This window comes from Aegicerativicinus sediminis (assembly GCF_015476115.1).
GTDB lineage: Bacteria > Bacteroidota > Bacteroidia > Flavobacteriales > Flavobacteriaceae > Aegicerativicinus > Aegicerativicinus sediminis.
Genome location: NZ_CP064295.1, coordinates 3,169,744 through 3,193,929 on the forward strand (window position 1 = coordinate 3,169,744; position 24,186 = coordinate 3,193,929).

The 24,186-nt window shown below is 34.9% G+C and carries 19 protein-coding genes; 7 read left to right on the top strand and 12 right to left on the bottom strand.

The genetic code is table 11. The annotated features are described in order from the left end of the window. Position 1: 1 nt before the first annotated feature. From ISU00_RS13635 to ISU00_RS13650, 4 genes are all read right to left on the bottom strand, one after another. The gene (locus ISU00_RS13635; protein ID WP_228851225.1) at positions 2-1,660 is read right to left on the bottom strand and encodes an MBOAT family O-acyltransferase; all 1,659 of its coding nucleotides are present in this window, start codon (positions 1,658-1,660) and stop codon (positions 2-4) included. Next, entirely contained in the window at positions 1,653-2,951 is a 1,299-nt protein-coding gene (locus tag ISU00_RS13640) for a GDSL-type esterase/lipase family protein (protein WP_228851226.1), read from the bottom strand. Before ISU00_RS13640 ends, ISU00_RS13635 begins: the two co-directional genes overlap by 8 nt. Next, on the bottom strand, positions 2,951-4,420 hold the full coding sequence (locus ISU00_RS13645; protein ID WP_228851227.1) for an SGNH/GDSL hydrolase family protein: 1,470 nt from the start codon (positions 4,418-4,420) through the stop codon (positions 2,951-2,953). The genes ISU00_RS13640 and ISU00_RS13645 overlap by 1 nt, the downstream gene beginning before the upstream one ends. 94 nt (positions 4,421-4,514) lie before the next feature. Continuing rightward, a complete protein-coding gene (locus ISU00_RS13650) occupies positions 4,515-5,495 on the bottom strand; it encodes a Gfo/Idh/MocA family protein (RefSeq protein ID WP_228851228.1) in 981 nt (326 codons plus the stop codon). Positions 5,496-5,697: 202 nt separating this feature from the next. Between ISU00_RS13650 and ISU00_RS13655 the strand changes: the two genes are divergently transcribed. Then, the gene (locus tag ISU00_RS13655) at positions 5,698-7,617 is read left to right on the top strand and encodes a helix-turn-helix domain-containing protein (RefSeq protein ID WP_228851229.1); all 1,920 of its coding nucleotides are present in this window, start codon (positions 5,698-5,700) and stop codon (positions 7,615-7,617) included. Between the two features lie 172 nt (positions 7,618-7,789). Next, positions 7,790-8,308 carry a hypothetical protein gene (locus ISU00_RS13660; RefSeq protein ID WP_228851230.1) on the top strand — a complete coding sequence of 173 codons (519 nt, stop codon included), beginning with the start codon at positions 7,790-7,792 and terminating at the stop codon, positions 8,306-8,308. Between the two features lie 17 nt (positions 8,309-8,325). Here ISU00_RS13660 and ISU00_RS13665 read toward each other — a convergent pair whose 3' ends face one another. From ISU00_RS13665 to ISU00_RS13700, 8 genes are all read right to left on the bottom strand, one after another. Then, positions 8,326-10,041: a sodium:solute symporter gene (locus ISU00_RS13665; protein ID WP_228851231.1), complete on the bottom strand. Its 1,716-nt coding sequence runs from the start codon at positions 10,039-10,041 to the stop codon at positions 8,326-8,328. 111 nt (positions 10,042-10,152) lie between these two features. Further along, positions 10,153-12,681, bottom strand: a complete 2,529-nt coding sequence (locus tag ISU00_RS13670) for a PIG-L family deacetylase (protein ID WP_228851232.1) — start codon at positions 12,679-12,681, stop codon at positions 10,153-10,155. Positions 12,682-12,767: 86 nt separating this feature from the next. After that, positions 12,768-13,610, bottom strand: a complete 843-nt coding sequence (locus tag ISU00_RS13675; RefSeq protein ID WP_228851233.1) for a sulfurtransferase — start codon at positions 13,608-13,610, stop codon at positions 12,768-12,770. 41 nt (positions 13,611-13,651) lie between these two features. Then, positions 13,652-14,194: a mechanosensitive ion channel domain-containing protein gene (locus tag ISU00_RS13680; protein WP_228851234.1), complete on the bottom strand. Its 543-nt coding sequence runs from the start codon at positions 14,192-14,194 to the stop codon at positions 13,652-13,654. A 72-nt stretch (positions 14,195-14,266) separates the two neighbouring features. Then, the gene (locus tag ISU00_RS13685) at positions 14,267-14,857 is read right to left on the bottom strand and encodes a Maf family nucleotide pyrophosphatase (protein ID WP_317174309.1); all 591 of its coding nucleotides are present in this window, start codon (positions 14,855-14,857) and stop codon (positions 14,267-14,269) included. Further along, positions 14,854-15,771: a geranylgeranylglycerol-phosphate geranylgeranyltransferase gene (locus tag ISU00_RS13690; protein ID WP_228851235.1), complete on the bottom strand. Its 918-nt coding sequence runs from the start codon at positions 15,769-15,771 to the stop codon at positions 14,854-14,856. Before ISU00_RS13690 ends, ISU00_RS13685 begins: the two co-directional genes overlap by 4 nt. 34 nt (positions 15,772-15,805) lie before the next feature. Then, the gene (locus tag ISU00_RS13695) at positions 15,806-16,336 is read right to left on the bottom strand and encodes a KdsC family phosphatase (RefSeq protein ID WP_228851236.1); all 531 of its coding nucleotides are present in this window, start codon (positions 16,334-16,336) and stop codon (positions 15,806-15,808) included. Continuing rightward, positions 16,326-17,084, bottom strand: a complete 759-nt coding sequence (locus ISU00_RS13700) for a Rossmann-like and DUF2520 domain-containing protein (protein WP_228851237.1) — start codon at positions 17,082-17,084, stop codon at positions 16,326-16,328. The genes ISU00_RS13695 and ISU00_RS13700 overlap by 11 nt, the downstream gene beginning before the upstream one ends. Before the next feature lie 197 nt (positions 17,085-17,281). Between ISU00_RS13700 and ccsA the strand changes: the two genes are divergently transcribed. The 5 genes from ccsA (at position 17,282) to ISU00_RS13725 (ending at position 24,179) form a co-directional block, all read left to right on the top strand. Next, positions 17,282-20,485: a cytochrome c biogenesis protein CcsA gene (gene ccsA, locus ISU00_RS13705; RefSeq protein ID WP_228851238.1), complete on the top strand. Its 3,204-nt coding sequence runs from the start codon at positions 17,282-17,284 to the stop codon at positions 20,483-20,485. A 61-nt stretch (positions 20,486-20,546) separates the two neighbouring features. Next, positions 20,547-21,005, top strand: a complete 459-nt coding sequence (mscL, locus tag ISU00_RS13710; protein ID WP_228851239.1) for a large conductance mechanosensitive channel protein MscL — start codon at positions 20,547-20,549, stop codon at positions 21,003-21,005. A 101-nt stretch (positions 21,006-21,106) separates the two neighbouring features. Then, positions 21,107-21,295 carry a hypothetical protein gene (locus tag ISU00_RS13715; protein ID WP_228851240.1) on the top strand — a complete coding sequence of 63 codons (189 nt, stop codon included), beginning with the start codon at positions 21,107-21,109 and terminating at the stop codon, positions 21,293-21,295. Positions 21,296-21,559: 264 nt separating this feature from the next. Beyond that, positions 21,560-22,966, top strand: coding sequence for an MATE family efflux transporter (locus ISU00_RS13720; RefSeq protein ID WP_228851241.1), 1,407 nt, complete (start codon positions 21,560-21,562; stop codon positions 22,964-22,966). Positions 22,967-23,003: 37 nt separating this feature from the next. After that, a complete protein-coding gene (locus ISU00_RS13725; RefSeq protein ID WP_228851242.1) occupies positions 23,004-24,179 on the top strand; it encodes a trans-sulfuration enzyme family protein in 1,176 nt (391 codons plus the stop codon). Positions 24,180-24,186 lie beyond the last annotated feature (7 nt).

The following is a 24,186-nucleotide window of genomic DNA, read 5'->3' on the forward strand; positions in this document are numbered from 1 at the left end:
TCTAAAATTGGAAATATATGAACGGTTGAAAATCTGTTGAAAATGCTTGATAACATAAAATCCCTATAAAAATTGCATATATCGCCTTAAGTGGCAATGAGCTATTAGCATAAAACCCCTCAATTCTATTCTTAGTGGATTGCGGTAACCAATGGGTTATATAACCAACTAGCATTACCCAAAATACAGCTTGATAATTTATTAGTATCGCAATTGCACTCGACCAATCAAAATTGTTGGCGACTTGGTAATACCAACGCGAAATATGATCCATGCTTTCCCCTCGGAAATAAATACGGGTAAATGTTATAAAAACAAAAGTTACAAGAATTTTCCAGGCATGGACAACCCATCCCTTTTTGTTTTCATAAGGGCTAATTTTACGCCAATATTTATAAACCAAAATCCCCAAGCCATTCAATCCACCCCAAATAACGAATTTCCAAGAGGCACCATGCCATAGTCCCCCAATAAGCATGGTGAGCATAAGGTTTATGTTGGTATTGACATGCTTTCTCACAGCCATACTATATTTAGCTAATAGCATTAATATTAACACCAGAGAGCAAATAATTAGGGCCAGGGTAAGATTTCTAAACGCAAGGACAACTCCAATTAAGATTATGGTCAAAATAATGTATGATGCTCTTGTACCATTTCTATTGCCGCCTAAAGGAATATAAAGATAATCACGTAACCAGGTCGAAAGGGAAATATGCCATCGTTTCCAAAATTCGCCCGCGTTTTCCGCTTTGTATGGAGAATTAAAGTTAATTGGTAATTGAAAGCCCATTAACAGAGCCAAACCAATCGCAATATCTGTATAGCCAGAAAAGTCACCATAAATTTGAAGCGAATAACCGATCATTGCCATTACATTGGCAAATCCAGAAAACATTTCAGGTGCATCAAATACTTTGTCTAAAAAATGCATGGCAATGAAATCTGCAAAGATCATTTTCTTTACGAAGCCTTTTAAAATGAAATAAGTTCCTGAATCGAAATCAGCTTTAGTTATGGTTGTTGGACGATTTATTTGTGGCACAAAATTTTCTGCCCGAACAATCGGACCTGCTACCAACTGTGGAAAGAAACTGACATAAAATCCAAAATCTAAAATTGATTTTAACGGTTTTACTTTATTTCTATAGATATCTACACTGTAACTTATTGTTTGAAATGTATAAAAACTTATCCCCACCGGAAGAATAATTTTTTCTACGCTGAAATAGTTTAAGTTATTAAAACTGTTTCCCCATTGGGCCAACCAATTAAATACCTCATAATTGGTATGGAATAGCATATTAAATGAGTCTGTAAAGAAATAAGCGTATTTAAAATAGCAAAGCACCGTTAAGTTAATAACCACACTACAGGTTACCAGAAATTTGCGTATTGTTGAATGTTGAGAGTTATAAATAGATTTTCCAATGAAAAAATCTACCAAGGTGGAAAAAATTAAAATACCAACGAATAAGCCACTTGTTTTGTAATAAAAGAATAAAGAGGCTAAAAATAGATAAGAGTTTCTAAGGGATAATTTTTTATAGCAAAGGGCAAAGACAAAATAGGCAACTACAAAAAAGATCCAAAAATTGGCTTGGGTGAATATGAGAGGATATTCTTCAGAAAATGTGAAAATATCAACTAACCTATTCATCCAAAGTAGTATAGTGATTAATTAAGGTATCATAAGATTCATCCGTAATTTCTGACCAAGCTTTTATAAATGCATTCAAAAACAAATCAGCTTTAATTTCGTAACCTAGGTAGGTGAAGTGAATTCGGTCTTTAGGCATTAATTCATTTTTGTACCATTCGTTAGAGGAGCCAAAACCACCCATTATAGTATAGAAATCCCAAACGGCCATGCGGTACTTTTGAGCCAATTGTTTAATAATCTTTTCCTGGAGCGCTGTATTTGGGTTGGGGTTCCTTTTCCTATAATAATCATCGTTGGGTACAGTTAATAAAATAGCGCAGTCAGGGTTTATCCGCTTTATCATCTCAATAAAGGATTCATAATTATCCCTAAACCTGTCAGCATCAAATTTTGATGGAGGCATATAGGCATCATTAGTGCCAATTGAAATAATAAACATGTCTGGTTTGTATAAACTTAATTGCCTTTCAAAAAAAGCACAGCGCTTGTACCATTCAAAACTTGCACCATTTACCCCAATACTAGTGTATTCTATACCTGGACCGTTGTTCATATATTCAGCTCCCATGAACAAAAACTCAGGATCAACTGTTGTAGTGTCTTTTAATTTAATTTGAAATGCAACAGAATCAATTTCATAAGGAAATTGATACTCTACATACATTTTATCAGTATTAACCCTATTAGTATAGGTAATTGTGCTATCCAATGGTTTTAAATGATAATCATTTTTCCAGGTGTTATAGAAAATCCTTAATCGATCAAAACAATAGGGATAGTTAGTATAGTTTTTGTGATTGGATTTAATGTAAATAGTATCAACTTTATCCCTAAATGCAGCAGTAACACCTGCCAAACCCCAAGCTACACTATCTTTTCGTATTGAACATCGGTAACCTTTCCAAAGCTCTTTATTAGCTTCTATCCGGTAATTGGTTGGGTTGTTTGTATGGGCTAATTGAAAAGGCACAACAAATCCTCGTTGACCCATTGAGGCAGCGTTAGCATTTTGTAAATAAGTCCTTACTTTATTTGAGTAAATATCTGCTTGTATATGTGAGCCTCCAATATGAAAAATGTGAAGTTTCTCCTGTTTTCCTTGATATATATTACTCATCTTTTTGAAGAACTTATCAAAAAAGGGAGAATTTTCTGCGTATTCAAACTTATTTGCCTCGAAATTAATAAGATGTCCAAGGCTCGGCTTAATACTATCTAAAACATAGTGTTGGGCAAAGGAAAACTTACCTAAAAAACAAAAAAGAATTAGGGCTATAAACTGTTTCATCAGCTGTTGTTGAGGTCTAGATAAAGGGCGAGGAAAAACATTTCAGAAATTAGGCGAGAGCCTGTGAATGTAAAATGGGTATAATCGCTGCCAGCAAGACTCTGATCTACCCAATGTGGCATAGAATTTAAGCCACCCATCGCATCAAACATGCTCCAATAGGCCACATTATTTTCTAGGCACATTTCCTTTAATGATTCATTTATAAAGGGTAGGAGGGGATAACTTATACGTCTTCCATTTTCCATGGTTGTTAGATCGGAAGGTCCAATAAAAATAAATTTTGAATTTTTTGTTTTTCGTTGTACCCAACGAATATGATTTCGCAAATAGCCAACATATTGCTTAACCTTCAAAGAATCTTTCATATATGGCACCGAATTTCCTCCGTATTGGAAAATCACAATCTTAGGATTAAGGCCACCGTACATTTGGGCAAAATTTTCACTATTGGTATTAGCGAAGACCGTACCTGATGAACCTCGCATAGCCACATTGTCTAAAGAAATACCATTATCGGTGTCTAAAGTTATTCCATAAAAGTCGGGGCTAATTTTGGTTTCCAATTCAATTTTAAGGTTGGAAGGGGTTTCTGCTAGTTTAATTTGATATTTATGGTACTTTCCATCTGTATTAAGTGAGTCGGTTCTGATAACAGAACCACCGTTGATTACTTTAATTTTTACTGGTGCCAATGCATTACCATAATGCAAACCAATAGTTTTAAAGGTTTTTAAACGGCCGTATGATTTGGCGGGAATTCCAATATCTATTGTTGCTTTTGAAACCGGAATTGTATCTAAGTTGAATTCTGTTGGGTTAGAAGGAAACTCAGTAAATCTAGAAAATGAATTATAAGCACCATATTTCTTATGCTCAAATTTCTTTTGTGTAGGATCAAAATATGCATAACGGCTCCAATTACCAGAGGGAGTTACAACTGCACTAATTTGCTCATAAACTTGTACGATTGGTATAAATCCAGGTCCATAACCACCATACATTCCTTGCAATCTATTCCTTAAATAAGAAGAAATACGATCTCCTTCAATTTGGGAATCACCATAATGGATAATTCTACAGGAGTTTGACTGTAAACTACTCCGAATATCACCAATAAAGGCAGATTTATTTTCAGGATAATGGATACGTTGAATTTTAGATGTATCGATTTGGGTGAAATCTGGTATGTTTGGCTCGGAGACTTCCTCGGGAACTTCTTTAATCGCTATAACATTTTCGATATTTTCAACGATACTATCGATTTCTTTTATGTGGTCTTCATCAAGAGTTTCATCCATGAAGAATGTAGTGGTTGTAGGATATTTAATGATATTTTCTCCTATTGCAAAACCATCTTGAATCTTACCGTCCTCAAGCTTATTGGGCGCACTTAAATAGGTAAAACCGAATAATGCGAATAAAACCGCTATGAAAAACAAAAGAATGGTTAGGGGCCTATATTTCATTTTTAATTAAGTTTTAGGGCCCCTAAAACTAAATAATTTTCTTTTTTTAACCCATATTTTCTTTCAACCTGCAGAAATTAATTGGAATAAGTGATTATTTTTTAGCATAAGATAGCCCAATTATATTCTTCACCTTGTCCATGGTTTTAGATAAAGTTAGGCTCATCGATAAGGGCATTACTGGACTCTCCTTTAATCCTTCCCTGAATAATTTATTGAAATGAATTATCTCATGGGCATAGCCGTATCCAATTGATTCAAATTCTTTAGCCTCTTTTAGCCCCCTAGAGGTAATGGTAATGGATGTTGGCATATGGAATCGTCTATGCATAATAACCGTAGCCCTTTCAAACTCTATTGTGCAGGTTGTTGGGGTGTCTTCTAGTAGAGTAGATTTTAAATTGGCAATTACCCCATCTCCATAATCAAATTTCATTGTGCAACTAGAGTCTGCCCCCGAATCATAAAATGTTGCGGAAGCTGAAATATCTTTGGGTTCGCCTAAAAGATATAAGGCTATAAATATTGGATAAATGCCAATATCTAATAGACTGCCGCCTCCCAATTCCTTTTTGTACAGACGACCATTAGGATCAAATTCAGGTAAAAAGCCAAAGTCTGCAGAAAGAAATCTAATTTTTCCAAAATCTCCTTCTTCGCATTTCTGTTTTACGAAACTAAAATGAGGGTGAAATACAGACCACATGGCTTCCATTAGCAAAATGTTATGTTCTTTAGCAAAATCAGCCATCTCTTTTACTTCTATTTGATCAATGCCCATAGGTTTCTCACAAAGAACAGCCTTTCCATGTGCCAAACAGTCTAAACTATTTTGCTTGTGATATGAATGAGGCGTAGCAATGTAAACTGCATCTATATTAGGGTCGGTTATTAAATCTTTGTAGGAACCATAAATACTTTGCGCATTATATTGTTTTGCAAAAATCTCAGCTTTAGATTGAGATCTAGAGGCTACTCCTTGCAGCTTTGAATTTTTCACGAGTAAAAGATCATGTGCAAATTTGTGTGCAATTTTGCCTAAGCCAATAATGCCCCAGCGAACTGGTCTATCCATTGCTTTTAATTTTGAATTGATGTAAAGGTAACCGATTTGTAAACTATTCAAAATCTTCTATACCACAGAATTATTAATTTTAGTGGTTTGACATAAAATTGTTAATTTCGAGATGATATCTGACCATCGCATTTCAAATTTTCCCGTTGACTAATTTATATTGTAATTGTATTTAAACTTTACTGTTTAAATAATTGACCTTATGGAGAGTACATTTGTTATTAAAGTAAACGCTATAATCGAGAGTAACCTTGAGGATGAAAAATTTGGTGTAAACGAATTAGCAGATGCTTGTCATCTTAGCAGGTCTCAACTCCATCGTAAATTAGGAGAGCTAACAGGTAAATCTACCACTCAATATATAAGGGAATATCGTTTAGAAAAGGCGTTGAAAATGTTGAAGAATAATGAGGCAACCGCCTCTGAAATAGCCTATAAAGTTGGTTTCAATAGTCCGACTTATTTTAATTCTAGTTTCAGTAAATATTTTGGATATACGCCTGGTGAGTATAGGGTTAGAAGTAGTTTAGAAACTGAATCTGAGGTGGAAAACACTGAAACACCTTCAAAAATTAGTAAAAGTAAAATCCTGACTTTTTCTATTGTTGGTTTACTAGTTGTATTAGGTGTTATTTTTTGGCAGAGCAGCACAACTATTGAACCAGAGACTTTAGATCCTATTGAAGTAATTGCAACACCTACAAATGATAATGTTTCTATTATGGTTTCGGTTTTTAAGAATTTAAGTTCCGATCCACAGAATCAGTATTTTGCAGATGGAATTCGAGAGGATATAATCTCGCAATTATCTAAGTTGGAGGGTGTTATTATAAAATCAGATCAGCTGCCTAAATCTAATCTTAATGTAGGTTCAAGTAACCAGTCAAATCCAATAAAAATAGAAGTGGATTATGTTCTAAATGGAAGTGTACAGAAATTTGAGGATGATATAAAAGTAAATATTCAACTTTTTGATTCTAACACCAACAGTTTGGTTTGGACCAGCGGTTTCGAAAATAAATTTGAAGATATATTTGAATTAGAAAAGGAGATTTCAAGGCAAATAGCTTCAGAATTGGACCTTGTTCTAGGTCCGGATGAAATTCAACGGCTAGAAAAAACCCCAACCGATAATATTGAAGCTTACAACCTTTATTTACAGGGTAAATACAAAATGTTTCAGTTTAAGCAACCAGATTTTGATGAAGCCATCCAACTTTTCTACGAGTGCATAAATATGGATCCCAATTTTGCGTTGGGGTATGTGGGCTTGTCAGAATGGGTGCTATATAATTTTTTCCCGAATGTACCCGAAGCTGAATTTTTACGTGCACGTGAATATATTAATAAGGCCCTTTCTATTGATGAAAATATTAGTGATGCACAAAGGGTATTGGGAGTAATTTCCATGGAGTATGAGTGGAATTGGAATAAGGCGGAAACTGCGTTTAAAAAGGCCTTGGAGCTGGATTCTAATAATTTGTATGCATATATAAATTATGCTAAATTTTTACGTTCGATTAAGGGTGATTTTGACAGTGCTCTTTATTATTTGGAAGAAAGCTTAAAAAGAAATCCTGTATCCTACCATGCCTATGTCCTAAGCGCTGAAACTTATTTTATGAAAAAGGATTATGATACCGCCATAAAGCTGGCCGAAAAAGTTTTGGACTCATCCGATTTAGGTTCATGGAAAATGTGGGCATATTGGATTCAATTTTTAGCATATGCTGAAATAGGCGAGGATGATAAGGCGGTTGATTTGTTAACCAAAAGCTGGGAATTAGGTATAGATTCAAGTTATAATATTGCGCCAATGAAGGAGGCTTATAAGAAAAGCGGTATTGATGGTGTTTTTCAATTTATTGTAGATTTAGACACTAAAAATGCACTTCTCGCCCGTAATTATCAAAATGCCTATCTCATTGCTCAAAAATTAGCGTATTTGGGCAAATTTGAAGATGCGATGCAGTGGATTGAGAAGGCCTATGAAAGGAAAAATTCGGATCTATATCAAATAAAAAATGATCCCTTATTTAATAAGATGCACAACTATAAACCATTTTTAGACCTACTTGATAAAATGGGACTTGGTGGTTACCCTATCCCTATTAAACCTTAATTTTAATTAGAAATTCAATATTCTGGATTAGAGTGCAACAACTGTAAAAGCCCTTAAATTTTATTTTAAATCCTTTAAATTTTAATTTAAACTTATTGCTACATACCTTATATGCATGATTACTAGGTATTTATAATCTTTGTTTTGTTATCAATCATCAAAATTAAAAATTATGAAAACGCTATTAACAGTTTCAATTTCTTTCTTATTGACCTTTTCCTTATTTGCACAAGATTATGTGGCTGAGGTAGATCTATCTAGAGTTAAGCTTTCAAAATCTTCCAAAAAGATGAACAAGATTTATTTATCAATGGTCGATTCATATGATCAGGCAGAATATATAAATGATGTTCATTCAAAGATTTCAAATTTTAATATTAAGAAACTAAATGAGTATAAGGGAAAAAACCGACCATTTGAAGTTAAATTCAAATACGATAAAGGTGATATGCTTGTAAAATATGATTTAAACGGAAATATTATTTCCACCCTTGAAAAATATAATAATGTGAAACTTCCAAGAACAGTATTAGAAAAAGCATTAGAAGGACATGAAGGATGGGGCATTTCTAAAACTAAATATGTGCTTAATTATAAAGAAGGCGTAAGGGAAGGTTATTACCTTGTGAAAATTCGAAAAAATGGAAATAAAAAGCAGTTGAAGGTAGATGCAACTGGTGAATTATTATAACATCTACAATAGCCTAATTATTCGAGACCCGGTGACTTTAAGTTATCGGGTTTTTTTATGGCTTGAAGAACGTGTGCAAGCACAATGACAATAACACATCCTACAAAATTCAACCATAAATAAGGCAGCTTAATAATTTCATATTGCTCCAAAATGAATAATGTGAATAACATTATTTGGGTGATTATTGCAGAAACGAAAACAGGGTTTGCTTTTATTTTCTTGAAGAAAAATGCTAGTAAGAAAATTCCAAGAATATTCCCATAAAACACTGAACCAATAATATTCACCAATTCAATTAAGTTTTCCGCTAAATAAGCCACACAGGCAACAATTATTGCCAGAATCCCCCAACCGAAAGTAAACCATTTGGTCATACGCACATAGTGCTGCTGGGTCTGATTGGGCACATAATTACGTCTATAAATGTCTAGGGCTGTGGTAGAAGCCAGGGCGTTTAGTTCACTGGCTGTACTAGACATTGCGGCACTTAATATTACAGCCAAAAGAAGTCCGATTATACCGCGTGGCATATTGTTTAGGATAAAATGAATAAAGACATAATCCTTATCATTTGTTTCCACATCCAATAGTTTGTCCTTTGCCGCTTTATCGATTAAATTCTTGGCATTATCTCTTGCTTGGCGTTCCTTCAAATTTAAGGTTACCAATTCTTCCTTGAGTGAATTACTCGGTGAGGTAGCATATTCTGTTAATGTTTCTTGGCGTTGCTGAAAAATGGCAATCTGTTCTTTCTCTAGATCCAAATATTCTTCTGCATAAATTGATTCTTTGACTACTTTATCTGCAGACGGGTTAAAATTTAGTGGAGATAGGTTGAATTGATAAAACACAAAAACCATAATTCCCACTAATAAAATAAAGAACTGCATAGGTACTTTCATCAAGCCATTGAAGATCATTCCCATTTGCATTTCCTTCATGGATCTACCCGATAAATAGCGTTGCACTTGGCTTTGGTCCGCACCAAAATAAGAAAGCGCTAAAAAAGTTCCCCCAATTAATCCAGACCACATTGTGTAACGATTATCTAAATCAAAGCTATAATCGAGTATATTCATTTTGCCATTTGCAGCGGCAATATCCATTGCTTTCTGAAAAGTGATATCTTCCGGAAGGAAATGTAGAATGGCGAAAAATGCAATGAACATTCCTGTAAAAATAACTGCCATTTGCTGTTTCTGGGTGACACTTACTGCTCGGGTACCACCAGAAACAGTATATATTATTACTAACAATCCAATTATGATATTCAGAATATTCAGGTTCCAACCTAATACAGCGGATAGGATAATTGCTGGTGCATATATAGTTATACCTGCAGCTATTCCCCTTTGCATAAGAAAGAAAGTGGCTGTAAGACTTCTGGTTTTTACATCGAATCGACCCTCCAAAATTTCATATGCCGTATAAACTTTAAGTTTATGATAAATGGGTATGAACACCATACAGATAATAACCATTGCAATTGGCACTCCGAAATAAAATTGTACAAACCCTAGGCCATCATGAAAGGCCTGGCCTGGTGTTGATAAGAATGTAATGGCACTGGCTTGGGTTGCCATTACAGATAAACCAATGGTCCACCATTTGGCTTGATTGCCTCCTCTAACGTAATCCTTTACGCTTTTACTCCCTCTAGTTTTAAGCGTCCCATAAACAACAATTCCGATTAATGTAAAGGAAAGAATTAGCCAATCGATCAATTCCATCTTAATAGGCTTTCATTAAAAGGTAAAATAGAATGATATATATGATATTAGCCACCAATACCAAAGTGTATAACCAAGACCATTTAGCTCTTTCAGAAAAATTTTCTTTCATTAATCCTGTAACTGAGTTTGTTCTTGGTTAAGTTGATTATGACCAACCGATAGCATGTTAGCAAATAATCTATAAGCCCCACTAACTCCAGCAGGTAATTCTCTAAAGAAACTGAGACCAGTATAGATATAATTGCCTTTTCCGTATTTGGCGACCAATAAGGCGCCATCTGAAACTTTCTTTTCAGAGGAGTCTTTCATTTCTAAAAGTGGGGTAAACTCCTTAGACCATTCGTTTGGGAAGTAAAGTCCTCTCTCTTGTATCCAACCTTCAAAATCTTTTGAAGTTATTTTATTAGGGCTAGACAGTATTTCATTTTCGGGATGCAACATGGTAACTGATGCATCTTCCTCAGTAACCCTATCTCTAGATATATTCAGTGAATAGGGTGCTAACTGCCCCGTTTTTAATCTAGAATTTGTATTGTATTGTACCACTAGATTGCCACCATTTTTAACATAGTCCAGCAATATTGGTTGTTTTGTTTCTAATTGATCAACTGTATTATAGGCTCTTACTCCCATTACAATTGCATCAAAATGTGAAATGTTATCTGGGGTTATTTCATCAGGTTCTACCATAACTACATTATAGCCAATATTCCTTAAGGCTTCTGGTATCGCATCACCGGCTCCTTCTATGTAACCAATATTATGACCCCGTATTTCCAAATTCATTCGCACCAGTTTGGATTCAATAGGCATAACTGCCATTTGTTTTGGAATATGATCGTAATCAATCTCTATTATTTGGTGGCTATAAACTATACCATTTGAAGTGAACTTTGGTGAGAAGGATACTTCAGAATCTTTATCGGGAGGTGTTATGGTTACCCTTATCTCTTTCGTTTCATTCTTTTCATTAAAAGATAATGGAATTGAAGATGGAGCCACTGTCCAATTTGAATTTAAATCAAAACTCAAATCACCAGAAATATTGGGCTTATGAGAAGTCACATTTATCGAAATTTCTTTTGAATCCTTAGTATTAAAGATTAGTACATTTTCAGAAACCTTAAGTGAAATTGCTGGAACGACTTCAAAGGGTTGATACACTTCACCCTTAACAGGGTCATTAAATTTATATACCACAGTACGCTCAAATTCAATTGGTCTACCATCTATTACCATTTGAAATTGTAAGGTTGGTTTAACCGGAGTCTCGGGCTCACCTATAAAAGCATCATTTTCAGATTTGTATCTACCTAATTTATGTTTTTCGGTTAACCAATAAGGAGCCGTCCAAAGTTGATCAATAGGTATAGTGATAGAGTCTTTAATCTCTATTCTCTTATTATTCGATAATTGGATTGGTTTGGCTAAAATGGATTTGCCATTATGCTTTAATCCTGCTAAGCTTATTTCGGCACTTGACCGATTAATTACTTCGGTTGAAATTGTAATGGTTTCTCCTCTAGTTGCGGTTTCAGAATTTGCCGTAACTTCCAGGAATAATCCAGAACAGGCAGCTATTATATCCTTTATTTCCTGCAATTTAATCTCTTTCCAATGATGGTTTTTCAATTGATTTATGAGAAGGTAAGCATCCATCAATCTCGGAATTGATTTTGAGGGATCTTTAAAATCGAATTCGTTTTCTACTTCTTTAAGAATTTCACCAATTGCTTTACCACCTTCAACCCGGTTCCAACTGGTGTCAATCCCTTCAAAAACATTATTATTGGTAGGTTTGCTGCCTTTAAGTATTTCTACATATTCAATCGATTCGCCTCTACTTCCTGTAACCCCAAAACCTTGAGATTTATGCATGCTTCGGCTTAATGCTGAAATTTCTGGGTTACTCATTCCTTTTGAAGGATAAAAAGTTCCCAAATCCATACTCATCAATTTCGATTTGTCCGCTTTTTCGAAATTTTCCCTACTACCATAAAACCACCAACTCGTATTAAAGAAAAGGCGTTTTGGCTGCCATAATCCAAATGTTTTTATTTGCTCAGGGTAGGCCTTAGGATCATTTGCTAAATCGAAGGCCTCAAAAGCAAGCATCGCGGAGCTAGTATGATGACCGTGGGTAGTACCAGGACTTCTATGATCGAACCGGTTAATTATTACATCTGGTTGAAATTTTCTAATAGCTCTAACAACATCACCCAATTCCTCACTTTTACTCCAAAATTTTAAGGTTTCATCTGGGTGTTTACTATATCCAAAATCATTGGCTAGTGTAAACATCTGTTTACCCCCATCAATCTTTCTTGCCGCTAATAATTCTTGGGTTCGAATTAAGCCTAAAAGTTCGCTTAATTCAGGGCCTATCAAATTCTGCCCCCCGTCACCACGAGTCATAGCAAGATAGGCTGTCTGGGCTTTAACATGATTAGAAAAATACGAAATCATGGTAGTGTTTTCGTCATCTGGATGTGCTGCCACGTACAGTACTGAACCCAAAAAATTTAATTTTTTAATAGATTCGTAAATTTCTGAAGAGCTTGGCTTTAAAGGTTTTTGACCAAAAAATAATAGGGGAGTTAAGAGAAAAGAGACTAACAATTTTCGTGAAATCCTCATAAGCGGCGATTAGTTATGTCTCAAATATAACAAACCATATAGGGCCACTAAGTATTTTAGATTTTCTTTAACGTTGATTAGAGTTTCTAATTTGTTCCAATCGGTTTGTTATTTCTAGACCATTCACTCCAAGAACCAACATACAGATTTGGTATTCCAATTCCGGCGTGCTCTAGTGATAAAATGGTGTGACAAGCTGTTACCCCCGACCCGCAATGGATAGCAGTATTTTTGACAGAAGTGTTTCCTAATATGTCCGAATAATATTTATGCAATTCCTTGGGGTCTCTGAATTTTCCGTCTGTATTTAGATTATTTTCTAAGGGTACATTTATAGCTCCAGGAATATGACCTGCAATTAGATCAATTGGTTCAGCTTTTCCATCAAATCTTTCAGATGAACGAACATCGATTACCTTATAATCAGCATTACTTCTAAATTTTTCAATCTCTTCTATATCTACCATTGGTAGATCCCATTTTGTTGTAGGATATACATTTTTTAAATTTTTCTCAACATGTGGGTTACTCGTTGTTCTAATTCCTGCAATTTCTGCAGCGGCTAAACCTCCATTTAATACAAACAAATTCTTATGCCCCAATGCTTTCATCATCCACCAGAATCTAGAAGCAGCATTGACGCCACCTTTATCATCATAGACGATTACTGTGGTTTGTGGATCGATTCCTAGGTCACCCAATAAGGTGCAAAATTCATTTATGGGCGGAAGTGGATGCCTTCCGCCATCTTTAGCATTTTCTGGAACTTTAGAAAGTTGTTTATCTAGGTCGACATATTGAGCTCCCTCAATATGTTTTTCCATATAGCGATTAAAACTTTGTGGACTACCACCAGCATCAATTATTGCAATATTGCTAGTATCTAGCAATTTTTTTAAATCATTAGCATCAATTAGGGGAGATGGCATATTTTTATCGTTTTAGTTTGAAAGATTAATAATTTCAAATATTAAATAAGGTCATCATCCTCATAAGGAAAATCTTCTATGGCATCTTTTTTTATAAGAGTTACTGCTTTTTGAAGAATCAAATTGTTAGGATATGTGATTAGGTTTCCATTATCCATTCGCAAATGAAGTTGAAATGCCCTTATGTCCTCAATAATTGCCTCTATGGGGTCATCCTTATCATGAATCATAATTTTATCTCCGACTTTATAAGGGAATGAAAAAAACATAATTATACCTGAAGTTATGTTGCTTAGAATGGACCAAATGGCGAAAAGGCCGATACCAATTACAGCAAAAATGGAAGAAAATATCAAACCTAAATCTTTTAGGTTTGCTCCAAAAATAAAAGCGCTTACGGCAAGAGCAATAATAATTAAAGTTGCAGTAACGTAGCGACATATCAAATGGATGCGGGCTTCATTTATTCCACTTTTTCGCCCTATTTTTTTTATCAAACCATTCGTGATAAAACGAATAATAAGCAGTATAATAATAAGAATTACTAAGGAAATCCATTTGTACTGAAGTGGATTTAGATCCATAGAAAAATTACTTTTAAGTTAGACTGCTAAGATACTGCTACAATTACAAATATTGATGTTGCAAACTTTATTTTAGCTAACCAATTTGGTTAATTGGTCGTATAACTTTTCAGTTGGTAGACCAACTACGTTATTGTATGAGCCTTTTAATTGTTGGATTCCGATATGTCCTATCCATTCTTGTATACCATAAGCTCCAGCTTTATCCATGGGATGGTAGGTATTAATGTAATACCAAATATCTTCGTCGTTGAGGTTTTTAAAAGTGACTTCTGTGTCTTCACTAAAACAAATTTGCTCCCCTACAATGGATAAACAGACAGATGAATACACATGATGGGTTTTTCCACTCATAGACTTTAGCATCGTATAAGCATCTTCTTTGGAAGTGGGTTTGCCGAGGGCATTACCTTCATGCCAAACGATGGTGTCGCAAGTAATTAGAATATCCATAACGCCAAGTTCCGCCAAAAAGGGTTTAGCTTTTAGCTTGCACAGAAATTCAGTTATATCACTACCGTTAAGTTCTGGAGGGTAGATTTCTTCTACCTCTTTTAATTTAATGGTGAATTCTAAATCTAATTCTTCTAGAAATTTTTGTCTTCTTGGGGAGCCCGAAGCCAAGATAAGATTGTAAGGAGACAGTAATTGTTTTAATATCATGCCTCCAAAATAACAAAAGGATATATGGCCATCGATAAAATTCCTGTCAACATAATAAGTTTATAGACTAAACTTAACTGTTGGTAATCCTTTTTGGTTTCTGCGGAAAAAGACTTAATTGCAGTAAAAATTAAAGGAGCAATAACCAATAATGCAAAGTAATATATCAACCATTGTTGTTTATAGACATAGGTTATTAAGTAATATACTACTACTAAGGTCGCAAGGATGTTAAGGACAAACAAGACCTTAGTTGCACGAGCCCTTCCTAACGCAACCGGCAAAGTATTCATACCTGCATTATGATCACCTTCAATATCTTGTAAATCTTTAGCTATCTCCCTAAGAATAGTCATTATAAAGGCGAAAATTGAATAATCGACCAATATTTCAAAAAATGTTATTTGGGATGCCCGATTCATTTCGGTAACTACGGGTATCAAATCGAAAATCCCAACAATAAGTAATGATAGGGCAACCAATAGTGCTACTATAATATTTCCGATAAGCATGGTTTGCTTTAAATAGGTAGCGTATAAATATAGTAGGGCGGAGGAGATAACGAAAATTGCAAAAAAACCATTTCTACCAACTAAATAAGACAGGTAAAAACCTAATGCAACTCCAGTTAAATTAAAGATGATGAAAAGGTTGTATGCATTCTTTTCTGAAATCTTCTTTGTGGCTACAACATTTTTATCGTGATTAATTTGGTCCGTTCCAACATCATTAATATCATTGATGATGTAGCCTGCCGCAGCAATAAATACTGTTGAAAGTATTAGTAGAAAAAGACCAAATCCATTTAATGTTATTGTTGCTCCGAATGGTTCAAAAAGGCAGTATTTTATTAGTATTTGAACCAAGGCAATCATTAATAGGTTTTTCCATCTAATTAACTTTAATAAAGACATTAGGATTGAGTATTAGGTTGATTAGTTAGTTGATTTAAAAAGATTTGGCATCAAAATCACTATGCCATTTCCCTTGAACTTTTAAAACTTGTTCAATAACATCTCTCACAGCCCCTCTTCCGCCATTTTTATGTGAAACGTACTTAGAGATAGATTTTATTTCTTGAACAGCATCTTGTGGGCAGCAGGGAAGTCCTACTTCTTTCATAACAGGATAATCCGGTACATCATCACCCATGTACAACACATTTTCAGGCCTAATTTCATAAATGTCTAAATACTCATTGAATTGCTCCATTTTATTGTGAGCCCCTAAATAAATATCGGTAATACCTAAATCGCGAAGTCTTACACGAACACCTTCATTGGTACCCCCAGAAATAATACAAATATTAAAGCCGTTGAGCAGGGCTGTTTTCATAGCAAAACCATCCTTTACATGCATCGTTCTCAACAATTGTCCGTCTGTAGTTAATGTAACTGTGCCATCTGTGAGTACACCATCAACATCGAATATAAACGTTGTAATTTGCCCTAAATATTCCTTGTAGCTCTTATCTTCCATGTGTCGATTTTATAGACTTGGTGAGTAATTCATAAATTTCTATATGAAGTTCCTTTTCAAGATTTTTCAAATGCTTTTTAATTGTTTTTTTATCCCCTCTTATAGCAGGACCGGTTTGGGCTTGATAGGGTGAAAGGTACGAAACCTTCCTTGCAGTCTCCACGATTAACGGTTTCAACAATTCAAAATTGATGCTTTTTGAATCACTAATTTCATGAGCGATTCGATATATATGATTAGTAAAATTATTGACGAAAACTGCGCATAAATGCAGGGTTTGACGTTGTTCTGTACTTATTCTATGATAGTCGCATCCAAGAGAATTGGCTAAATTAGCCAACATTTTAAAATCTTTCTTTTCTAGGGTTTCAATGCAAATAGGTACGGTTGAAAAATCTATATCATGATCTTTAGTGAATGTCTGAACAGGGTAAAACACTCCTCGTCGCAATTCTTTCGATAGATTATGTATACCAATACTTCCGGAGGTATGTACAACCAGCCGATTTTTAAAGGGTAATTTATTAGAAAGGCCTGCAACCGCATCATCACTTACACAAATAATATATACGTCCGCTTCTTTTAAATCAGAAAGGGTATCTGTAATCTCTACTAAATTCTTAAAAGATTCAATTTTTTTAATAGATCTATTATACCATTGATTCACAGATATTTTTTTGCTTTTATTTAAAGCATTAAATAAATGATAGGCAACATTGCCAGCTCCTAGAAGACATACTGAAATCACGCATCAAAAATAACTAAGTGCCATTTTTTATAAAAGATTTAGGGAAGTTATTTTCAGAAACTAAATAGGGATGTGACAAGAAATAAAAAAGAAATCTTAAAAATTCTATAATTGGTTAAATTATCAGGGATTCTAAGAAGGCTAGAAGTTTAAAAATCCTAAATTTGCAAACCTTTAAATTCTGAATTTTTCGGCCAATGTCCTTTCAAAAAAAAGTTGCTGACATTCTTTTTTCAACTCGTTTAACTGCCATACTTTTTATCGTTTTTGCTGTTGCAATGGCAACAGGTACCATTTTGGATAGAAATATGGATACCAGTCCAACCCCTTACACAAATACATTAATCTATAATGCATGGTGGTTTGAGGCGATAATGGTATTCTTCGTAATCAATTTTATAGGAAATATATACAGGTATAACCTTTTGAAACGCGAAAAGTGGGCAACATTTATACTTCATATATCCTTCATTTTTATATTGCTTGGAGCATTCGTTACTCGTTATTTTGGTTATGAGGGTATGATGGGGATTAGAGAAGGCGCTACTGAAAACATCTTTCTTTCCCGAGACGTTTATGTTACTGCCTACATTGATGGAGATTACGAAGTAGGTGGTCAACTTCAGCGTAGGGTAGTGCAGGAAAAAGTTGCCTTCTCTGAGCGATTAGATAATGAGCTTTCAATTAAAACCGATTATAATGGGCAACCGGTAACTATTGATTTGGTGAAGTTTATAAAAGGTGCGGAAAAAGATATTGTACCTGATGATAAGGGAGAATCTTTTTTAAAACTTGTTGAAGCCGGTGATGGCCGACCTCATAACCATTTTTTAAAAGAAGGTGAAGTACAAAGTATTCATAACATATTGATTTCCTTGAACAACAAAGTTGAAGGAGCAATCAATATCTCTACAGATTCAACTGGTATTTACATCGATTCACCTTATGAAGGAACCTATATGACCATGGCAACTGGTGCCAATGGTAAGTTGGTGAAAGATTCAATTCAACCCCTTTATTTAAGATCTCGATATGTAATTGGCAATATGCAACTTGTCTTCCCTAAACCAGTCGTTAAGGGAAAATTTGGTCTCGTTAAAAAAGCGACTATTCTGAAAGGTGATGAGGATGGTGCTGTGTTTAAGATTACAACTAAGGGAGAATCTAAGAATGTCATTGTCTTAGGTGGGCAATATTTAGAAAACCCTTTTGAAAATGTTGAGGTTGGCGGTTTAGACTTTGCGCTGAAGTATGGTGCCAAAACTTTAGAACTTCCTTTCAGTATTAAATTAAATGATTTTATTGCTGAACGTTATCCTGGTACAGAGGATAGCTTTTCCGCTTTTGCGAGCGAAGTAACTGTATATGATGAAGAAAAGGGAGATTACAATTACCGGATTTTCATGAATCATATATTAGACCATAGAGGTTATAGATTTTTTCAAGCAAGCTTTGATCCTGATGAATTAGGGACTCGTTTATCCGTAAACCATGATTATTGGGGAACTTTTATTACCTACAGTGGCTATTTCATGCTCTATTTTGGTCTAATGTCCATATTGTTTTCTAAATTCTCTCGATTTGGGGAATTAAAGGTGAAGTTGGAAAAAGTGAAATCTAAGAAAGCCAAGCTTTTTAGTTTATTGCTGTTATTTAGTTTATTCACAACAACTATACAAGCTCAAAATGCGGAAGATAACCATGACCATGAGGGACCACAGAAGCCAACCAAAGAACAGATAGATAGTATAATTGCGGCAAACATTGCTCCTAAAGAGCATTCAGATAAGTTTGGCAAACTCGTAGTTCAGGATTATAGTGGCCGAATGATGCCGATGAATACATTTGCTTCAGAAGTATTGAGAAAACTCTCTAAAAGTGATAGTTATCTGAATTTTGATGCCAACCAGGTGATGCTGTCCATGCAAGAAAGTCCATTGTTTTGGTACAATGTCCCAATTATTTATTTAAAGGCACGGAAAGACGATAGTCTTCGAAAAATTATTGGAGTTCCCAAGGAGGCTAAGTATGCATCGTTGACCGACTTCTTAGATGATAGAGGTAATTATAAATTGGCGCCTTACCTTGAAGAAGCATATAGTGCATCGGTTCCCAATGCATTTCAAAAGGAATTTAAGGAAGCTGACCAGAGAGTAAATCTGTTATTCAGTACGCTGAATGGGAGAACCCTCAAAATTTTCCCTATTCCTAATGATGACAATAATAAATGGATATCTCCTGTAGAATTTAAGGAAGGTGAGAATGCTAAAATAAACGATAGCCTTTATGGCAGTTTTATTAATAATAGTTTCAATTATTATTTATCTGAACTCTACAAAGCCAAACAGACAAAAGACTTTACTTCCCCAGAACATTTATTGGAAGGATTTAAACGCAACCAAGAAAAACAAGGTGCTGAGGTAATGCTCTCCGATAGAAAAGTAAATACCGAGATTCTCTATAATAAATATGACATTTTCAAAAAACTATTTAGTTGGTATCTCTATGCAGGCAGTTTACTATTTGTTATTTTGATTGTTCAGATTTTCAAGGATAGAACTAAATGGGTTGAATGGGCAATAAAGTTTTTGAAAATTGCAATCCTGATTCTATTTATTCTTCACACACTTGGCTTAATCGTTAGATGGTATATTTCTGGTCATGCTCCTTGGAGCGATGCTTACGAATCAATGATTTATGTTGCCTGGGCAACCATGTTTTTTGGTTTGGCATTTGGTAGAAAAAGTGAACTCACCATGGCATCCACCGCCTTTGTTACATCAATGATTTTGATGGTTGCGCATTGGAATTGGATGGATCCTGCTATAGCTAACCTTCAACCGGTTTTAGATAGTTATTGGTTAATGATTCACGTAGCGGTAATTGTAGCTAGTTATGGTCCTTTCACGCTTGGAATGGTGCTTGGTGTAACCTCCTTGTTACTTATGATTTTAACGAATTCCAAAAACCGAAAGAAAATGGGTTTAAATATCCAAGAATTGACCATCATTAATGAAATGGCTTTAACCGTAGGTTTGGTAATGCTAACCATTGGCAATTTTCTTGGAGGAATGTGGGCAAATGAAAGTTGGGGACGTTATTGGGGATGGGATCCTAAAGAGACATGGGCATTAATCAGTATTATGATTTACGCTTTTGTAATTCACATGAGACTGGTACCAGGGTTAAGAGGCCGATTTGGTTTTAATCTGGCGGCTATATTGGCTTATGGAAGTATACTAATGACCTATTTTGGGGTCAACTTTTATTTGTCTGGCTTGCATTCTTATGCTAGCGGCGATCAGATACTCAGTTTTCAGTTTATAGCGATTACCTTAGGTATGATAGCTTTACTTTCTTTATTAGCCTATAGAAAGTATAGAAAATTCTATGGTAAATAGGTAGTTATTTACTTACTTCATTTTTATTTTTTGGAACGATTAATTAACCTAATCTATTAGCATGAAATTTTTTCAAGAGTTCAAGGATTTTGCTGTAAAAGGCAATATGATGGATATGGCCATTGGTATCATAATAGGGGCGGCATTTAATAAGGTCATAGATGTTTTGGTGAAAAAGATATTGATGCCTCCATTAAGCCTATTATCATCAGGGATTAATTTACAGGATAAAAAACTTGTCCTTAGAGATAAGGAAGTTGGAGTTTCAGGGGATTTAATCCATGAAGAAGTTGCAATAGGCTATGGTGAATTTTTTGAGGTAATGGTAGATTTTTTCATAATAGGCCTTACTATTTTTATCGTTGTGAAATTTATGAATAGACTGAAAGAACGCGCCCAAGATCCTACAGACCAAACAGTTAAAACACCAAAGGATATTGAATTGCTAACCCATATTTCTGATTTGATGGAAGAACAAAATTCATTATTGAAGGGGAATAGGGGAGAAAAAGATGTATAATTTATTGTACATTGACCAAAATGAATCAAAGATTGACGATTTTCATTAACATTTTTTTAAGAATAATTATTTTTACTACATTTAAAACACGTAACCGATAGATGGATTTCTTTAAAAGATTAGGTAAGGCAACAACATTTATTTTAGTTCTGTGCATCGCCATTATTGCAGTGGCGGAATATTTATTCTTAAAAGGACACCAACTTCATGCCATTTTCATGGGATTATGGGTTCCGACGATTTTAGGCTTTATGATAATTTTGAACCTGTTCAACAATGGACGCAAATGATATAGTACTTTATTCTTCGATTTTTGTCGCCGTTTGCGTTGCTATATGGGCCTTATTGATGATTCGGGCATATACACGTGCCGATAAGGATTAATTACTTTATCATTCCTTCAAAGTCTTAATTTAATTTTATTTGGAAATTTTTAAAAAAATGATGCACATTTGCATCACTATGATTGTATAAGATCCCACCAATTTATTAATTTTTTGATAATCAGCTTTTAATTAAAGCTGGGAGGTATAACTATTTTTTTATTCTTTTTTATGCAATCATCAATTCAACTTATAAAAAAAGCAATTGTCAATTTCCCTGATGCCATAAAAGGTAAGCAGGAAGATTTTACTTCTGGTAGCTTAAGAAAAGCCATCTACATGCTTTCAATTCCAATGATATTAGAAATGTTGATGGAATCTGTATTTGCCGTTGTTGATATTTTATATGTTTCTCGGGTTAGTATTAATGCGGTCGCGACAATTGGGTTAACAGAATCGGTCATAACTCTTGTATATGCCGTTGCTATTGGATTGAGTATGGCTGCAACTGCCGTGGTCGCCAGGAGAATTGGTGAAAAAGACAATTCTGGGGCAAATACTGCTGCGGTACAGGTAATCATTCTGGGAATTTTTGTTTCATTAATCGTCAGTATAATTGGTATTCTATTCCCAAAGGATATTCTTCGATTAATGGGTGGGGAAACAGATTTAATTGAAGAAGGTTTTGGTTACACCAAAGTATTATTTGGTGGAAACATTACCATAATGCTGCTATTTATCATTAATGCTGTTTTCAGGGGCGCCGGTAATGCCAGTATCGCAATGAGGGCATTGATCCTATCTAATGGACTTAACATTATTCTAGATCCAATATTTATATTCGGATTTGGCCCTATTCCTTCATTCGGAGTTGAAGGGGCAGCCATTGCTACTACAATAGGCAGGGGTACTGCGGTATGTTTTCAATTAGCAATACTATTCAGAGGAAGTGGTAAATTAAAAATTAACTTAAGGGACTTTGTTCTAAAGTTCCAGGTAATGTGGAAACTAATAAAGGTCTCTTTGGGGGGCATAGGTCAATTTTTAATCGGAACTTCCAGTTGGGTGTTTTTAATGCGAATAATGAGTGAGTTTGGGAGCGAGGTGTTGGCGGGATATACCATAGCGATTCGGGTTTTGATGTTTACGTTAATGCCAGCATGGGGATTAAGTAATGCCGCAGCAACATTGGTTGGACAAAATCTGGGGGCCGAACAACCAACTAGGGCAGAACGGGCCGTATGGAAAACGGGTAAATACAATACTCTATTTCTTGGTTTAGTTTCACTTATATATTTTATATGGTCGCCTACCATTATCTCTTTATTTAACGACCAAGAAGAAGTTGTACATTATGGAACCTTATGTTTGCGAATATTAGCAGCGGGTTATTTGTTTTATGGATTTGGTATGGTTGTTATTCAAGCATTCAATGGAGCAGGAGATACTAAAACTCCAACATATATAAATTTTTTCTGTTTTTGGCTCTTCCAATTACCATTGGCATACTTGGCAGCTATCTCATTGGATTTTGGTCCAGTTGGTGTTTTTTGGGCAATTAATTTAGCAGAAGTACTTATTGCAATTTGTGGATATATTTGGTTTAAAAAAGGCAGGTGGAAACTTACCCAAGTTTAATTTCATTATTTGTAATTTAGGGGTTTAATTAATCATTATGAATTCTAAGGAATTGGGGTTAGATACCCTTTGTATTCATGCCGGAGAATTGGAGGATAAACAATTTAAGGGAGCTATTTCCCCTATTTATCTCTCTACGTCGTATGAATTTATCGATGAAGACCCCAAGAGGTATCCTCGAAACTTTGACACTCCAAACCAACTTGCCGTTGCAGAGAAAATTGCAGCTATAGAACATACCGATAGGGCCCTTTTATTCGGTTCAGGTATGGCCGCTTTAAGCACGATGTTTTTGGCTATGTTAAAGCCTGGAGATCATTTGGTTGTTCAAAATACGGTGTATGGCGGCACCCATAACTTTCTTATGAAAGTATTAAGGAGATATAATATTGATTTTACCTATACAGATGGATATAGTGTTGCTGATTTTGAAAATTCTTTAAAACCGAATACACGTTTAATTCACATTGAAACACCTTCAAATCCACTTTTAACCATAACAGATATTAAAGGTGTAGCCGATTTGGCAAAATCTAAAGGAATTATAACTTCTATCGATAATACCTTTGCCACACCAGTTAACCAAATTCCCGCAGATTTGGGCATAGACCTAATTATACATTCTGCGACAAAATATTTTGGTGGTCATAGCGATATATTGGCTGGTGCAGTGGCGGGTCCGAATCATCTTATGGAAGATGTCTGGGAAATTGGAAGAAATCTGGGGGGTAATCTTAGTGATCTAACAGTTTGGTTGTTAGAAAGGAGTATGAAAACTCTAGGTCTGAGAGTAAAAAAGCAGAATAAGAATGCTCAAAAAATTGCGGAATTCTTGGATGCCCATGCAGATATTAAAAGTGTGTATTATCCTGGGTTAAAATCTCATCCAGAGCATGACTTGGCTAAACACCAAATGCGAGGATTTGGAGGTATGATGTCATTTGAATTGTCTGATGGTATTGATCCCCTTAAATTTCAGAAATCCTTAAAATTGATAAAAGCCTCAATGAGTTTAGCAGGGATAGAAACGACTGTTACCTCTCCATTTTTAACATCCCATGCTTTAATGACTCCTGAACAAAGGGCCGGATTAGGGATTTCGGATAATTTAATTCGATTTTCTACTGGAATTGAGAAAGCAAAAGACCTAATGGACGACATAGAACAAGCTATAAAAATTTCGAAGAAAGAAAGTGTTCTTTCTACAAACTAACATTTAA

Coding starts and splice junctions, on each gene's coding strand:
- ISU00_RS13635 (WP_228851225.1), bottom strand. CDS start 1,660: ATGAATAGGTTAGTTGATATTTTCACATTTTCTGAAGAATATCCTCTC.
- ISU00_RS13640 (WP_228851226.1), bottom strand. CDS start 2,951: ATGAAACAGTTTATAGCCCTAATTCTTTTTTGTTTTTTAGGTAAGTTT.
- ISU00_RS13645 (WP_228851227.1), bottom strand. CDS start 4,420: ATGAAATATAGGCCCCTAACCATTCTTTTGTTTTTCATAGCGGTTTTA.
- ISU00_RS13650 (WP_228851228.1), bottom strand. CDS start 5,495: ATGGATAGACCAGTTCGCTGGGGCATTATTGGCTTAGGCAAAATTGCA.
- ISU00_RS13655 (WP_228851229.1), top strand. CDS start 5,698: ATGGAGAGTACATTTGTTATTAAAGTAAACGCTATAATCGAGAGTAAC.
- ISU00_RS13660 (WP_228851230.1), top strand. CDS start 7,790: ATGAAAACGCTATTAACAGTTTCAATTTCTTTCTTATTGACCTTTTCC.
- ISU00_RS13665 (WP_228851231.1), bottom strand. CDS start 10,041: ATGGAATTGATCGATTGGCTAATTCTTTCCTTTACATTAATCGGAATT.
- ISU00_RS13670 (WP_228851232.1), bottom strand. CDS start 12,681: ATGAGGATTTCACGAAAATTGTTAGTCTCTTTTCTCTTAACTCCCCTA.
- ISU00_RS13675 (WP_228851233.1), bottom strand. CDS start 13,610: ATGCCATCTCCCCTAATTGATGCTAATGATTTAAAAAAATTGCTAGAT.
- ISU00_RS13680 (WP_228851234.1), bottom strand. CDS start 14,194: ATGGATCTAAATCCACTTCAGTACAAATGGATTTCCTTAGTAATTCTT.
- ISU00_RS13685 (WP_317174309.1), bottom strand. CDS start 14,857: ATGATATTAAAACAATTACTGTCTCCTTACAATCTTATCTTGGCTTCG.
- ISU00_RS13690 (WP_228851235.1), bottom strand. CDS start 15,771: ATGTCTTTATTAAAGTTAATTAGATGGAAAAACCTATTAATGATTGCC.
- ISU00_RS13695 (WP_228851236.1), bottom strand. CDS start 16,336: ATGGAAGATAAGAGCTACAAGGAATATTTAGGGCAAATTACAACGTTT.
- ccsA (WP_228851238.1), top strand. CDS start 17,282: ATGTCCTTTCAAAAAAAAGTTGCTGACATTCTTTTTTCAACTCGTTTA.
- mscL (WP_228851239.1), top strand. CDS start 20,547: ATGAAATTTTTTCAAGAGTTCAAGGATTTTGCTGTAAAAGGCAATATG.
- ISU00_RS13715 (WP_228851240.1), top strand. CDS start 21,107: ATGGATTTCTTTAAAAGATTAGGTAAGGCAACAACATTTATTTTAGTT.
- ISU00_RS13720 (WP_228851241.1), top strand. CDS start 21,560: ATGCAATCATCAATTCAACTTATAAAAAAAGCAATTGTCAATTTCCCT.
- ISU00_RS13725 (WP_228851242.1), top strand. CDS start 23,004: ATGAATTCTAAGGAATTGGGGTTAGATACCCTTTGTATTCATGCCGGA.